We start from the raw sequence: 13578 nt of genomic DNA, 5'->3' as shown, positions 1-13578 counted from the left end.
CTTCCCCGGCTGCTGTGCACCGCCGGGTGCACAGCCTGTGGATTACTTCTTCGTCTCGACCGCGTGGCCGCCGAACTGGTTGCGCAGCGCGGCGATCATCTTCATCTGCGGGGAGTCGTCCTGGCGGGAGGCGAACCGCGCGAACAGGGACGCGGTGATCGCCGGCAGCGGTACGGCGTTGTCGATGGCGGCCTCGACGGTCCACCGGCCCTCGCCGGAGTCCTGTGCGTAGCCGCGCAGCCCGTCCAGGTGCTCGTCCTCGTCCAGGGCGTTGACGGCCAGGTCGAGCAGCCAGGAGCGGATGACCGTGCCCTCCTGCCAGGAGCGGAAGACCTCGCGCACGTCGGTGACGGAGTCGACCTTCTCCAGGAGCTCCCAGCCCTCGGCGTACGCCTGCATCATCGCGTACTCGATGCCGTTGTGGACCATCTTCGCGAAGTGGCCGGCGCCGACCTTGCCCGCGTGGACCGAGCCGAAGTCGCCCTCGGGCTTGAGCGCGTCGAAGATCGGCTGGACCTTCGCCACGTTCTCGGCGTCGCCGCCGTACATCAGCGCGTAGCCGTTCTCCAGGCCCCACACGCCGCCGGAGACGCCGCAGTCGACGAAGCCGATGCCCTTGGCGGCCAGCTCCTCTGCGTGCTTCTCGTCGTCCGTCCAGCGCGAGTTCCCGCCGTCCACGACGACGTCGCCGGGGGAGAGCAGGTCGGCCAGCTCGTCGATGGTGGACTGGGTCGCGGCACCGGCCGGGACCATGACCCACACGACGCGCGGAGCCTTGAGCTTGCCCACAAGCTCTTCGAGGCTGTGGACATCGGCGAGGTCCGGGTTGCGGTCGTATCCGATGACGGTGTGGCCTGCGCGGCGAATGCGCTCGCGCATGTTGCCGCCCATCTTGCCGAGACCGACGAGACCGAGCTCCATCAGAGATTCCTTAAGCGTCGTGTGCGGTTCGTACCCGCGTCCGAGCCTACGCCCGGACGCGGGTGCACACCTGTGGGGTCAGCCGCTCAGGCGAAGCCCCGCACCAAGGCGTCAGCCGCTCAGGCGCACCGGCATACTGCGGTCTCCCGGGGGACGACCCCCGGACCCCCGGCAGGACCCGACGGGCATCAGCCGCTCAGGCGCACCGGCATGATCAGGTACTTGTAGGCCTCGTCCGCCTCGGCGTCCACCGCGGGCTTGCCGCTGAGCAGCGCCGGCTTGGTGGAGGTCGTGAAGGAGAGCTGGGCGACCGGGGAGTCGATCGCGCTCAGACCGTCGAGCAGGAAGGTCGGGTTGAAGGCGATCGAGATGTCGTCGCCCTCCAGCTGCGCGTCGACCCTCTCCACAGCCTGTGCGTCGTCGCTGGAGCCCGCCTCCAGGATCAGCACGCCCTGCTCGAAGCTCAGCCGGACCGGGGTGTTGCGCTCGGCCACCAGGGCCACGCGCTTGACGGCCTCGACGAAGGGCGCGGTCTCGATCACCGCGACCGAGTTGAACTCGGTGGGGAAGAGCGTCCGGTACTTCGGCAGGTCGCCCTCGAGCAGGCGGGTGGTGGTGCGGCGGCCCGCGCCCTCGAAGCCGATGAGGCCCTCGCCCTTGCCGGAGCCGGAGAGCGCCAGGGTGACCGTGTCGCCGCTGGTGAGCGCCTTGGCGGTGTCCAGGAGGGTCTTCGCGGGCACCAGGGCGACCGCGGAGGCGTCCGGGGACTCCGGCTTCCACAGGAACTCGCGGACCGCGAAGCGGTAGCGGTCGGTGGAGGCCAGGGTGACCGTGTCGCCCTCGATCTCGATGCGCACGCCGGTGAGGACGGGGAGCGTGTCGTCACGGCCGGCGGCGATGGCCACCTGCGCGGCGGCGGAGGCGAAGACCTCGCCGGGGACGGTGCCCGTCGCGGTGGGCATCTCCGGCAGCGCCGGGTACTCCTCCACAGGCAGGGTGTGGAGGGTGAAGCGGGAGGAGCCGCAGACCACGGTCGCCCGTACACCGTCTGTGGAGATCTCCACCGGACGGTTGGGGAGGGCGCGGCAGATGTCGGCGAGCAGGCGGCCGGAGACGAGGACGGTGCCGTCCTCCTCGACCTCCGCCTCGACCGAGACCCGCGCGGAGACCTCGTAGTCGAAGCTCGAGAAGCTCAGGGCGCCGTCCTCGGCCTTCAGCAGAAGGCCCGCGAGTACGGGCGCCGGCGGACGGGCCGGGAGGCTGCGGGCCACCCAGGCCACCGCCTCGGCGAGTACGTCGCGCTCCACCCGGATCTTCACCGGAACCGCCTCCTGCTTGTTGCTGGCTCTTCGTCGACTGCGGGAACCAGTCTGACGTACGCCGCCGACACTCGGTGCTGCTCGGGGTCAAGTCGGGACGAGGGGCGGTCGGAGCTCCGGCGCCGAGTTGTGCACAGGCCCTGCTTCAAAGCGGATTCCGAGCTAACTCTAGGTGGGAGTAGTAGTAGGGCCTGTGGAAACGGTGGATAACCCCGTCCGTGCAGGTCAGACCCAGTTTTTTGTCCACCGTGCCTGTGGGCGGAACCAGTGGAAAACCGGGGGTCTCTGTGGACACCCGAAAGTTCTGCACACCCCATACACAGGACACAGGGAGTTCTCCCCAGCGCTGTCCCCAGCTTTACCCAGGTTCCCCACAGGCCAATCGTCTCCCTTGGTGTGACGGCTTTCACTCTTCGAGGTGAGGACGGGTGTTTCGTTGCCGAACAGTGGACAGCGCTGTGGAGAAGCTGTGGGCAACAGACCGTCCCCTGTGGGCGGCCGGTGGACAACCGTCGAGGCACCCTGTGGACGAAAGTTCCGTCCACAACCTGTGGATAACGTTTGCCAACAATTCCCCAAGGGTCTGAACTGGGGTGATGCCCTGTCACCAGCCAGCCCTGTGGACAAAATCCGGATAACTTCGCAGTCCCCACCCTGTGGACGGGTGATCATCCCGCAATCTGTGGAGAACCCGCCAGCGGAACGGCGCAATCGAACAGGGCCGCCTCGCCGCCGGCCCGTCCCCAGCCTGTGTTCAACGCCCGCGGAGCCTGCTTCGGCCGCCGGGAGAGCCCGAACGGCACCGCGAACGGCCCTGGGGACAGCCCTGGGGACAGCCCTGGAGACACGGCACCGGGCCGCCTGCTGAGAGCCCCCGGGAACGCCTAAGGGCGCCCCGGGAAGAGTCCCGGGGCGCCCGTGGAGCGCGTCGTGTCAGCCGTTCTTGATGCGGTTGGTCAGCTCGGTGACCTGGTTGTAGATGGAGCGCCGCTCCGCCATCAGGGCCCGGATCTTCCGGTCCGCGTGCATCACCGTCGTGTGGTCCCGGCCGCCGAACTGCGCGCCGATCTTCGGCAGCGACAGGTCCGTCAGCTCGCGGCACAGGTACATGGCGATCTGGCGGGCCGTCACCAGGACGCGGCTGCGCGAGGATCCGCAGAGGTCCTCCACCGTCAGGCCGAAGTAGTCCGCGGTGGCCGCCATGATCGCGGGAGCGGTGATCTCCGGCGCGCTGTCCTCACCGCCGGGGATCAGGTCCTTGAGGACCACCTCGGTCAGCCCGAGGTCGACCGGCTGCCGGTTGAGGCTCGCGAAGGCCGTCACCCGGATCAGCGCGCCCTCCAGCTCGCGGATGTTCCGCGAGATCCGCGAGGCGATGAACTCCAGTACCTCCGGAGGGGCGTTGAGCTGCTCCTGCACCGCCTTCTTGCGGAGGATCGCGATGCGCGTCTCCAGCTCCGGCGGCTGCACGTCGGTGGTGAGGCCCCATTCGAAGCGGTTGCGGAGCCGGTCCTCCAGGGTCACCAGCTGCCGGGGCGGCCGGTCCGAGGAGAGCACGATCTGCTTGTTCGCGTTGTGCAGGGTGTTGAAGGTGTGGAAGAACTCCTCCTGCGTCGACTCCTTGCTCGCCAGGAACTGGATGTCGTCGACGAGCAGGATGTCCACGTCGCGGTAGCGCTTGCGGAAGGTGTCGCCCTTGCCGTCACGGATCGAGTTGATGAACTCGTTGGTGAACTCCTCGGAGCTCACGTACCGCACGCGCGTGCCCGGGTAGAGGCTCCGCGCGTAGTGTCCGATCGCGTGCAGCAGATGGGTCTTGCCGAGCCCCGACTCCCCGTAGATGAAGAGGGGGTTGTACGCCTTCGCCGGCGCCTCGGCCACCGCGACCGCGGCCGCGTGCGCGAACCGGTTCGAGGAACCGATCACGAAGGTGTCGAAGAGGTACCGCGGGTTCAGCCGCGCGTGCTGCTCGCCCGGCGCGCCGGAGCCCTGCCCGGAGGAGCCGGAGGACGAGGAGCCGTGGACGCCCCCGGGGCCGGGCACCGGACCGCCGCCCGGGCGGGGGCCGGGGCGCGCGGAGTGGCTCGGCGGGTCGGGCAGCTCGGCGCGCTCGGGCCGCTGCTGCTCGTAGCCGTGGGGGGGCTCGTCGTAGCGCGTCTGCCGGGACTGCTCGGGCCCGGTGTACGGCGCCCGCTCCTGGTAGCCGCCGAGGCGCGGCTGCTGCCAGGAGAGGTCCTCCTGGGTGCGCGGCCAGGAACCGGGGTCGGGCCGCTGCGGCTGCTGGTAGTCCGGATAGGCCGGGCGCGCGGTCGGCAGCCCGTCGTCGGACATCGGCCGGTGCCCGTAGCCGTCGTACTTGTCGTACGAGTCGGACCGGTCGCGCTCGTCGTAGCGGGGCTGCTGCGGCTGCGGCACGGTGGGTGCGGGCGGCGCCTGCTCGCCGACGGAGTCGTCGACGGTGATCGCGATCCGGATCGGCCGGCCGCACTCGCGGCTGAGGGTCTCGCTGATCAGCGGGGCGAGCCGGCCCTCCAGGACGCGCTTGCCCCACTCGTTGGGCACGGCCAGGAGGGCCGTGTCGGCGACCAGGGCGAGCGGCTGGCAGCGCTCGATCCACTGCTTGTCCTTGGGCTCGATCCCCTGCTGGCCCTCGGCGAGGAGCTGTTCGAGGACCCGCGGCCACACTGCGGCAAGATCGGCAGGTACGTCAGCCACAGGGCACGCTTTCTCGCAGGTCCCACGAAGGTGTGGTTCTCGGGGGACGGTGGATCGAAGTCCGGAAGACCGGCCCGTTGAGGACAGGTGAGGACAGAACGGAAAAGATTGTGGAGTCCGCCCACGGTAGTCGGGCGGACTGACGCGGTTCAAGTTGTTGTCCACAGCCTGTGCACAATGGGGGGTGGCGACAGGTCGGTTTGACCGGATGGCGTAGCCGCGCGTACCGTAACCAGGTCGAGTTGTCGATGGCTGCTGCCGCCTGCCTCCGATGGGCAAAGATCACTCTCCGTGATCACGAAGCGGTGCACTCGGGCGTATTGCGAGCTACTCGTGGGCGCACGGTGACAGCCAGGCGATGTCCCGCCACCACCCGAATCATTTCTGGAGCCCCCGAGTGAGCAAGCGCACCTTCCAGCCGAACAACCGTCGTCGCGCGAAGACCCACGGCTTCCGCCTGCGCATGCGCACCCGTGCCGGCCGCGCCATCCTGGCGAACCGCCGTGCCAAGGGTCGCGCGAGCCTGTCCGCCTGATCCACTTAAACAGGTCATGACGTGCTGCCTACCGAGAATCGGCTGAGGCGGCGCGAGGACTTCGCAACCGCGGTACGCCGAGGGCGCCGGGCCGGTCGCCCGCTCCTCGTCGTCCACCTACGCAGCGGTGCAACGGACCCGCACGCGCCTGGGGAGAGCGCTCCCCCGACGCGTGCGGGTTTCGTCGTGAGCAAGGCCGTGGGCGGTGCGGTCGTACGCAACCAGGTGAAGCGTCGTCTGCGTCACCTCGTCCGCGACCGCCTCTCCGCCCTGCCCCCCGGTAGCCTGGTGGTGGTACGGGCGTTGCCCGGAGCCGGCGACGCCGATCACGCACAGCTGGCCCGAGACCTGGACGCCGCTCTTCAGCGGCTCCTGGGAGGGGGCACGCGATGAAGTACCCGCTGCTGGCTCTCATCAAGCTGTACCAGTGGACGATCAGCCCCCTGCTGGGCCCCGTCTGCCGGTACTACCCGTCGTGTTCCCGCTACGGATTCACGGCCATCGACCGGCACGGCGCGATCAAGGGCACGGCCCTGACCGCCTGGCGCATCCTGCGGTGCAACCCGTGGTCGCCCGGCGGTGTGGACCACGTTCCCCCGAGGAAGCGCCCCCGCTGGCACGAAATGCTGAGGAACGCGTTGCGCGGCGACAAGGGCGGGTCCACCGCCGAGACGAGCCCGGCCGCAGAGACCTCGCCCAATGCTCAAGGAGCCTGATTAGTGGACACGATTGCCAGTCTGTTCAGCTTCATCACCTGGCCCGTTTCCTGGGTCATCGTCCAGTTCCACAAGGTGTACGGAGCGATCTTCGGCCCCGACACCGGTTGGGCCTGGGGTCTGTCCATCGTGTCCCTCGTGGTCCTGATCCGCATCTGTCTGATCCCGCTCTTCGTGAAGCAGATCAAGTCGACGCGGAACATGCAGGCGCTCCAGCCGAAGATGAAGGCCATCCAGGAGCGCTACAAGAGCGACAAGCAGCGTCAGTCCGAAGAGATGATGAAGCTGTACAAGGAGACGGGCACCAACCCGCTCTCCTCGTGCCTTCCCATCCTGGCCCAGTCGCCGTTCTTCTTCGCCCTCTACCACGTGCTGTCCAACATCGCGTCGGGCAAGGAAATCGGCGCCATGAACCAGACGCTGGTCGACAGCGCCCGGCAGGCCCACATCTTCGGCGCCCCGATCGCCGCGAAGTTCATGGACACCCCGGAGAAGGTCGAGGCCCTCAACGCCTCGCTGACCGACGTCCGCATCGTCACCGCGATCATGATCATCATGATGTCGGCCTCGCAGTTCTTCACCCAGCGCCAGCTGATGATGAAGAACGTCGACCTCTCGGTGAAGACCCCGTACATGCAGCAGCAGAAGATGCTCATGTACATCTTCCCGGTGATCTTCGCCGTCATGGGCATCAACTTCCCCGTCGGCGTCCTCGTCTACTGGCTGACCACCAACGTGTGGACCATGGGCCAGCAGATGTACGTGATCAACCAGAACCCGACGCCGGGCAGCAAGGCCCAGGACGCCTACCTCCAGCGCCTGCTCAAGAGCATCACCCACCACGGTGAGGTCCGCGGCCGTCGCCGGAAGAGCGTCGTCAAGATCGTCGTCGCCAAGGGCAGCGACCGCAACGAGAACGAGCGCCGCTTCTTCGGAGGCCTCGCCAAGGCCGGCTTCGCCGCCCAGGCCGACGGCACCGTGGTCAAGAGCGACACCATCGCGGCCGAGGCCGAGGGCGGTGCCGCCGCCAAGCGCCAGCAGCCCAAGCGCCAGACCAAGGCCCAGCGCCAGGCCGCCGCGGTCCAGCAGAGCCTGGCCAAGGACACCGAGGGCGAATCCGAGCCGACCGCCGAGAAGGCGGCCCCCTCGCTCGAGAAGAAGCCCCAGGGCCTGGCCAAGACCGGTGCTTCCGAGGCCGCCGACGCGAAGGGCGAGGCCCAGGGCGACAAGCCCGCGCGCCCGAGCCGTGCCAACTCCGGTGGTTCCCGCCAGCAGGGCAAGACCGGCCAGCGCAAGGGCCAGCAGCGGCCCAAGCACCCGTCCTCCAAGAAGTAAGCCTCCCCCGACGCAAGAAGGAGCCCGTCCGTGACGGAAGGCACCACCTCCGCCGCCGCCGAGGGTGGCGACACCCTGACCCGCCTGGAGCAGGAGGGCGAGATCGCGGCCGACTACCTCGAAGGCCTGCTCGACATCGCCGACCTCGACGGCGACATCGACATGGACGTCGAGGCGGACCGGGCAGCGGTCTCGATCATCAGCGACTCCAGCAGCCGTGACCTCCAGAAGCTCGTCGGCCGCGACGGCGAGGTCCTGGAGGCGCTCCAGGAGCTGACCCGCCTGGCCGTGCACCGGGAGACCGGGGACCGCAGCCGCCTGATGCTCGACATCGCCGGCTTCCGGGCCAAGAAGCGCTCCGAGCTCGCCGAGCTGGGTGCCAAGGCCGCGGCCGAGGTGAAGGCCGGCGGCCAGCCGGTCAAGCTCGACCCGATGACGCCGTTCGAGCGCAAGGTCGTCCACGACGCGATCGCCGCCGCCGGTCTGCGCAGCGAGTCCGAGGGCGAGGAGCCGCAGCGCTTCGTCGTCGTGCTCCCGGCCTGACCCCTCACGTAGTCTCGGCCCCGTCTGTTCGCAGGCGGGGCCGATCTTTGTCAGCCTGATAGTCAGCCACCACAGTGCGCTCGCACGTCATGCGTGCGGTACGGAAGGACGGTTCCCGTGACGGAGGCAGCGGAGCTCGCCGAGGCGCCGGAGCAGGCACGGACAGTCTTCGGTGAGTACTTCCCGGAGGCCGTGCGGTACGCCGAGCTCCTAGCGGACGCGGGCGTGAAGCGCGGTCTGATCGGTCCGCGCGAGGTCCCGAGGCTCTGGGAACGCCATCTGCTGAACTGCGCCGTCCTCTCGGAGGTCGTCCCCGAGGGCGTCACCGTCTGCGACGTCGGCTCGGGGGCCGGTCTGCCCGGCATTCCCCTGGCCCTGGTCCGGCCGGACCTGAAGATCACGCTCCTGGAACCGCTGCTGCGCCGCACGAACTTCCTCCAGGAGGTCGTCGAACTGCTCGGCCTCGACCACGTCACCGTGGTCCGGGGGCGCGCGGAGGAGATGCTCGGCAAGATCACCCCCGTACACGTGGTGACCGCGCGCGCGGTGGCTCCGCTGGACCGGCTGGCCGGCTGGGGCGTTCCCCTGCTGCGTCCGTACGGAGAGATGCTGGCGCTCAAGGGCGACACCGCGCAGGAGGAGATCGACGGCGCTCGTGCCGCCCTCTCCCGCCTCGGCGTGGTGGAGACCTCGGTGCTCCAGGTGGGTGAGGGGATCGTGGATCCCCTGTCCACGGTCGTCCGGGTGGAGGTCGGCGAGAGCCCCGGTGGTGTGCGGTTCGCGGCCAAGCGGGCCAAGGCCGCCCGGACGAGCAAGACCCGTCGGCGCCGCTGACGGGACGCCGTCGACAGGGGATCACAGGACGACACTGACGCCGCCGGGCGTCGCATACGTCCCATTTCGGAGTGTCGACCGGTCCCGGCGGAGCAGCACGGGCATGGTGTTTCACGTGAAACATCGCTCACTGCTGCAGGGGATCATCAGTCGCGGTCGTGCGGCCGCCACACCCCGGGACCGTAGGCCTCGCGTGAATCCACCCGCGAGGGTTACGGAGATGTCCACAGAGGTGGATTCATCCACAGAACCACCGACCTCGCTGGTTCGCGACCCCGAAAGCATGGCAGGCTCTCCTCATCGCGAGCCCGAAGTCGAGGAGAGTGAATCCTTGCGGTCCGACGCCAACATCGCGGGACCGATGACCGATCCGGTCCCCGGTCCCCGAACCGAATCGGCGGGAGGCGATGTTTCACGTGAAACATCGCCTCCCATGGAAACGCCGCCCCCCATGGACGACACCCCCATCGGCCGTGCTGCCCAGCTGGCAGTAGAGGCCCTGGGACGTGCCGGTGAGGGGCTTCCTCGCCCGGCCCAGACTCGCGTCATGGTGGTGGCCAACCAGAAGGGCGGCGTGGGCAAGACGACCACGACGGTCAACCTCGCCGCCTCCCTCGCCCTGCACGGCGCCCGTGTCCTGGTCATCGACCTGGACCCGCAGGGCAACGCCTCCACGGCGCTCGGCATCGACCACCACGCCAGCGTCCCCTCGATCTACGACGTCCTGGTGGACAGCCGGCCGCTCTCCGAAGTGGTGCAGCCCGTCCTGGACGTGGAAGGCCTCTTCTGTGCCCCCGCCACCATCGATCTCGCCGGTGCGGAGATCGAGCTGGTGTCGCTGGTGGCGCGCGAGAGCCGTCTCCAGCGGGCGATCCAGGCCTATGAGCAGCCGCTGGACTACATCCTGATCGACTGCCCGCCCTCGCTCGGACTCCTCTCGGTCAACGCCCTGGTGGCGGGGGCCGAAGTGCTGATCCCGATCCAGTGTGAGTACTACGCCCTCGAAGGCCTCGGTCAGCTCCTGAAGAACGTCGACCTGGTCCGTGGGCACCTCAACCCCACGCTCCACGTCTCGACCATCCTGCTCACCATGTACGACGGCCGGACGAGGCTCGCCTCCCAGGTCGCCGAGGAGGTGCGCACCCACTTCGGCGAAGAGGTGCTGCGCACCAGCATCCCCCGCTCCGTCCGCATCTCGGAGGCTCCGAGCTACGGCCAGACGGTGATCACGTACGATCCGGGCTCCAGCGGTGCTCTGTCGTACATCGAAGCGGCTCGTGAGATCGCCCTTCGGGGCGTCACCGTGAACTATGACGCCCAGCACGCACGTGTGGGGCACCAGAACCATCAGCGCAGCATGTCGGAGGGAATTCAGTGAGTGAGCGACGTAGGGGATTGGGGCCGCGTGGGCTCGGTTCGCTGATCCCGCAGAGCGCTCCGTCTCCCGAATCGGCGGTGGCCTGGGCCGAGGCCGTGAAGGCGGCCGAGCCGCAGGCCCCCGCCGGGGCGTACTTCACCGAGATCCCGCTCGACGCCATCGTGCCCAACCGGCACCAGCCGCGACAGATCTTCGACGAGGACGCCCTCGCGGAGCTGGTCACCTCCATCAAGGAGGTCGGTCTGCTCCAGCCCGTGGTCGTGCGCAAGGTCGACGGCGACCGCTACGAGCTCGTCATGGGTGAGCGTCGTCTGCGGGCCTCCACGACGGCGGGCCTGGAGCGGATCCCCGCGATCGTCCGGGAGACCGACGACGAGAAGATGCTCCTGGACGCCCTCCTGGAGAACCTTCACCGGGCGCAGCTGAACGCGATCGAAGAGGCGCACGCCTACGAGCAGCTGCTCAAGGACTTCGGCTGCACCCATGACCAGCTCGCGGACCGGATCGGACGCTCCCGTCCGCAGATCTCCAACACGCTGCGGCTGCTGCGCCTCTCTCCCCCGGTGCAGCGCCGGGTCGCCGCCGGGGTCCTCTCCGCCGGCCACGCCCGGGCCCTGCTCGGTGTGGAGGACATGGAGGCCCAGGACAAGCTGGCGGCCCGGATCGTCTCCGAGGGCCTCTCGGTGCGTTCCGTCGAGGAGATCGTGAGCCTCATGGACTCCGAGGAGTCCACCGGTGCGGTCAAGCCGAAGAAGCCGCGTGCCGGCGCTCGGGTCTCGCCCGCCCTCACGGACCTGGCCACCCGCCTCTCGGACCGCTTCGAGACCCGGGTGAAGGTCGACCTGGGACAGAAGAAGGGCAAGATCGTCGTGGAGTTCGCCTCCATGGACGACCTGGAGCGGATCCTCTCGACCCTGGCTCCCGGCGAGGGCCGGGTCCTGGACCAGAAGGGTGCCGAACAGGGCGCCAAGGGCTGACCCCCGTGCTTCCCCCGTTTCGACGGGGCTGAGGGCGGGCCATGATCCGGTTCCACCGGAGCGTGGCCCGCCCTTTGCCTGTGAGCGGTGTTCTCGCGATCGTCCGATCGATACGATTCCGAGAGGCATATTCGTACGCGAAGGCGAGGGAAGCGAGGAACAGCCGTGGGGCGTCGGCTCGTACCGCTCACGCTGGACAACCTTCCGGATCTCCCCAAGCGATGTCGCTCCTGTGTCTTCTGGGAGCTCGACCCGGTCAGTGGCGAGGCCGCCGTGAAGGCGGGGCGATCGGAGCCGGAGAAGGAGTCCTGGATCTCGGCCGTGCTCCTGGAGTGGGGCTCCTGCGGACGGGTGGTCTACGTCGACGAGGTGCCGGTCGGCTACGTCCTCTACGCTCCCCCGGCCTATGTGCCGCGCTCGACGGCCTTTCCGACGAGCCCCGTGGCGGCGGACGCCGTCCAACTGATGACGGCGTGGATCATGCCGGACTACCAGGGCCAGGGGCTGGGCCGGGTGATGGTGCAGACCGTGGCCAAGGACGTGCTGAGACGGGGCTTCAAGGCGATCGAGGCGTTCGGGGACGCCCGGTGGAAGGAGCCGGCCTGTTTACTGCCGGCCGATCATCTGCTCGCGGTGGGCTTCAAGACCGTCCGGCCGCACCACGCCTTCCCCCGGATGCGACTGGATCTCAGGACGACGCTCTCCTGGAAGGAGGACGTCGAGATGGCCCTGGACCGGCTGCTCGGAGCCGTACAGAAGGAGCCCGCTCTCCGTCCCCTCTAGCCCTTCCAGTCCCGGATACGAGAACGGCCCGCCCCGGCGAGGGAGCGGGCCGCTGCTGTTTCACGTGAAACGTTCCCGTGTTCGAACGTTTCACGTGAAACAGCGAAGGAGCGTCAGGCCTTGGTGGGCTCGACGAAACCCTCTAGGTCGCGCAGGATGGCGGCCTTCGGCTTGGCGCCGACGATGGTCTTCACGACCTCGCCGCCCTGGTAGACGTTCAGCGTCGGGATGGACATGACGCCGTACTTGGCGGCCGTGGCGGGGTTCTGGTCGATGTTGAGCTTCACGATCTCGATCTCACCGTGCTCGGCGGCGATCGCCTCGAGCGACGGGGCGATCTGGCGGCACGGGCCGCACCACTCGGCCCAGAAGTCCACCAGAACGGGCTTGTCGCTCTTGAGGACTTCCTCTTCGAAGGTGGCGTCGGTCACAGACTTCAGGGCCACAGCGGCCTCCTTGAACTTCGCGGGGTGTGGGAGGGGAACAGACGGGGGTCAGACGACGGGGGTCTCGGCCAGCTTCTCGGGCTCGGCCACCTTCTCGGTGTCCGCGAGGGCGGCCAGGAAGCGCTCGGCGTCGAGCGCGGCGGAGCAGCCGGTACCGGCGGCCGTGATGGCCTGGCGGTAGGTGTGGTCGACGACGTCACCGGCGCCGAAGACACCCGGGAGGTTCGTGCGCGTGGAGGGAGCGGCGACCTTGAGGTAGCCCTCGTCGTCCAGCTCCAGCTGGCCCTTGAAGAGCTCGGTCCGGGGGTCGTGACCCACGGCGATGAAGAGGCCGGTGACCGGGAGCTCACGGGTCGCGCCAGTCTTCGTGTCCCGCAGGGTCACACCGCTGAGCTTCTGCTCGCCGTGGATCGTGGTGACCTCGCTGTCCCAGGCGAAGGAGATCTTCGGGTCGGCGAAGGCACGATCCTGCATGGCCTTCGAAGCGCGCAGGGTGTCGCGGCGGTGGACGATCGTGACGGACTTGGCGAAGCGCGAGAGGAAGGTGGCCTCCTCGATCGCGGTGTCGCCGCCGCCGACGACGGCGATGTCCTGGTCCTTGAAGAAGAACCCGTCGCAGGTGGCGCACCAGGAGACACCGCGGCCGGAGAGGGCGTCCTCGTTGGGCAGGCCGAGCTTGCGGTGCTGGGAGCCCGTGGTAACGATGACGGCCTTGGCGCGGTGCACGGTGCCGGCGGTGTCGGTGACGGTCTTGATCTCACCGGTCAGGTCCACGGCGACGACGTCGTCGGGGACGAGCTCGGCACCGAAGCGCTCGGCCTGCGCCCGCATGTTGTCCATGAGGTCGGGGCCCATGATGCCGTCGCGGAAGCCGGGGAAGTTCTCGACCTCGGTCGTGTTCATCAGGGCGCCACCGGCGGTGACCGCACCCTCGAAGACCAGAGGCTTCAGCGACGCTCGGGCCGTGTAGAGCGCAGCGGTGTATCCCGCGGGCCCCGAGCCGATGATGATCACGTTACGGACGTCGCTCACGGGTTTCTTCCTCGTCTCTGCAGACTGCCACTGCCTACGGGGCG

Annotated in this window: 14 protein-coding genes; 9 read left to right on the top strand and 5 right to left on the bottom strand. The window is 68.8% G+C overall.

Going from position 1 to position 13578, the window contains the following annotated elements; translation table 11 throughout:
• Positions 1 to 42: 42 nt before the first annotated feature.
• The 3 genes from gnd to dnaA form a co-directional block, all read right to left on the bottom strand.
• Entirely contained in the window at positions 43 to 921 is an 879-nt protein-coding gene (gnd, locus tag ACIQVI_RS23340; protein ID WP_351969777.1) for a phosphogluconate dehydrogenase (NAD(+)-dependent, decarboxylating), read from the bottom strand.
• A 188-nt stretch (positions 922 to 1109) separates the two neighbouring features.
• Positions 1110 to 2240 carry a DNA polymerase III subunit beta gene (dnaN, locus tag ACIQVI_RS23335; protein WP_030205035.1) on the bottom strand — a complete coding sequence of 377 codons (1131 nt, stop codon included), beginning with the start codon at positions 2238 to 2240 and terminating at the stop codon, positions 1110 to 1112.
• Positions 2241 to 3173: 933 nt separating this feature from the next.
• On the bottom strand, positions 3174 to 4955 hold the full coding sequence (gene dnaA / locus ACIQVI_RS23330; RefSeq protein ID WP_351969776.1) for a chromosomal replication initiator protein DnaA: 1782 nt from the start codon (positions 4953 to 4955) through the stop codon (positions 3174 to 3176).
• A gap of 397 nt (positions 4956 to 5352) precedes the next feature.
• On the opposite strand from dnaA, the gene rpmH reads away from it, so the two are divergent.
• The 9 genes from rpmH to ACIQVI_RS23285 all read left to right on the top strand — a co-directional run bounded on the left by rpmH (position 5353) and on the right by ACIQVI_RS23285 (position 12056).
• Positions 5353 to 5490: a 50S ribosomal protein L34 gene (gene rpmH / locus ACIQVI_RS23325; RefSeq protein WP_015659252.1), complete on the top strand. Its 138-nt coding sequence runs from the start codon at positions 5353 to 5355 to the stop codon at positions 5488 to 5490.
• Between the two features lie 21 nt (positions 5491 to 5511).
• Positions 5512 to 5883, top strand: a complete 372-nt coding sequence (gene rnpA / locus ACIQVI_RS23320) for a ribonuclease P protein component (RefSeq protein WP_078489585.1) — start codon at positions 5512 to 5514, stop codon at positions 5881 to 5883.
• Complete coding sequence (gene yidD / locus ACIQVI_RS23315; RefSeq protein WP_053640024.1) at positions 5880 to 6206, top strand: membrane protein insertion efficiency factor YidD; 327 nt, start codon at positions 5880 to 5882, stop codon at positions 6204 to 6206. Before rnpA ends, yidD begins: the two co-directional genes overlap by 4 nt.
• Positions 6207 to 6209: 3 nt before the next feature.
• Positions 6210 to 7541: a membrane protein insertase YidC gene (gene yidC / locus ACIQVI_RS23310; RefSeq protein WP_403598962.1), complete on the top strand. Its 1332-nt coding sequence runs from the start codon at positions 6210 to 6212 to the stop codon at positions 7539 to 7541.
• 30 nt (positions 7542 to 7571) lie between these two features.
• Complete coding sequence (locus tag ACIQVI_RS23305) at positions 7572 to 8084, top strand: R3H domain-containing nucleic acid-binding protein (RefSeq protein ID WP_121829134.1); 513 nt, start codon at positions 7572 to 7574, stop codon at positions 8082 to 8084.
• A gap of 93 nt (positions 8085 to 8177) precedes the next feature.
• Positions 8178 to 8918 (top strand): 16S rRNA (guanine(527)-N(7))-methyltransferase RsmG, encoded by a 741-nt coding sequence (rsmG, locus tag ACIQVI_RS23300; RefSeq protein WP_373682704.1) that lies wholly within the window; start codon positions 8178 to 8180, stop codon positions 8916 to 8918.
• Between the two features lie 283 nt (positions 8919 to 9201).
• Positions 9202 to 10296, top strand: coding sequence for a ParA family protein (locus ACIQVI_RS23295; RefSeq protein ID WP_403599765.1), 1095 nt, complete (start codon positions 9202 to 9204; stop codon positions 10294 to 10296).
• 77 nt (positions 10297 to 10373) lie between these two features.
• Positions 10374 to 11273, top strand: coding sequence for a ParB/RepB/Spo0J family partition protein (locus ACIQVI_RS23290; protein WP_351973840.1), 900 nt, complete (start codon positions 10374 to 10376; stop codon positions 11271 to 11273).
• A 165-nt stretch (positions 11274 to 11438) separates the two neighbouring features.
• A complete protein-coding gene (locus tag ACIQVI_RS23285) occupies positions 11439 to 12056 on the top strand; it encodes a GNAT family N-acetyltransferase (RefSeq protein ID WP_351973839.1) in 618 nt (205 codons plus the stop codon).
• Positions 12057 to 12169: 113 nt separating this feature from the next.
• On the opposite strand, the gene trxA is transcribed toward ACIQVI_RS23285, so the two are convergent.
• Both trxA and trxB read right to left on the bottom strand, forming a co-directional pair.
• Entirely contained in the window at positions 12170 to 12502 is a 333-nt protein-coding gene (trxA, locus tag ACIQVI_RS23280) for a thioredoxin (RefSeq protein ID WP_403598957.1), read from the bottom strand.
• Positions 12503 to 12550: 48 nt separating this feature from the next.
• Positions 12551 to 13534: a thioredoxin-disulfide reductase gene (gene trxB / locus ACIQVI_RS23275; RefSeq protein WP_351973837.1), complete on the bottom strand. Its 984-nt coding sequence runs from the start codon at positions 13532 to 13534 to the stop codon at positions 12551 to 12553.
• Between the last annotated feature and the right edge of the window lie 44 nt (positions 13535 to 13578).

Origin of the sequence: Streptomyces sp. NPDC098101, from assembly GCF_044760185.1 — a bacterium.
Taxonomy (GTDB): Bacteria; Actinomycetota; Actinomycetes; order Streptomycetales; family Streptomycetaceae; genus Streptomyces.
The sequence above is the reverse complement of the archived record's forward strand: the minus strand, read 5'-3'. Positions and strand labels throughout refer to the sequence as shown.

Coding starts and splice junctions, on each gene's coding strand:
- gnd (WP_351969777.1), bottom strand. CDS start 921: ATGGAGCTCGGTCTCGTCGGTCTCGGCAAGATGGGCGGCAACATGCGC.
- yidD (WP_053640024.1), top strand. CDS start 5,880: ATGAAGTACCCGCTGCTGGCTCTCATCAAGCTGTACCAGTGGACGATC.
- ACIQVI_RS23295 (WP_403599765.1), top strand. CDS start 9,202: ATGGCAGGCTCTCCTCATCGCGAGCCCGAAGTCGAGGAGAGTGAATCC.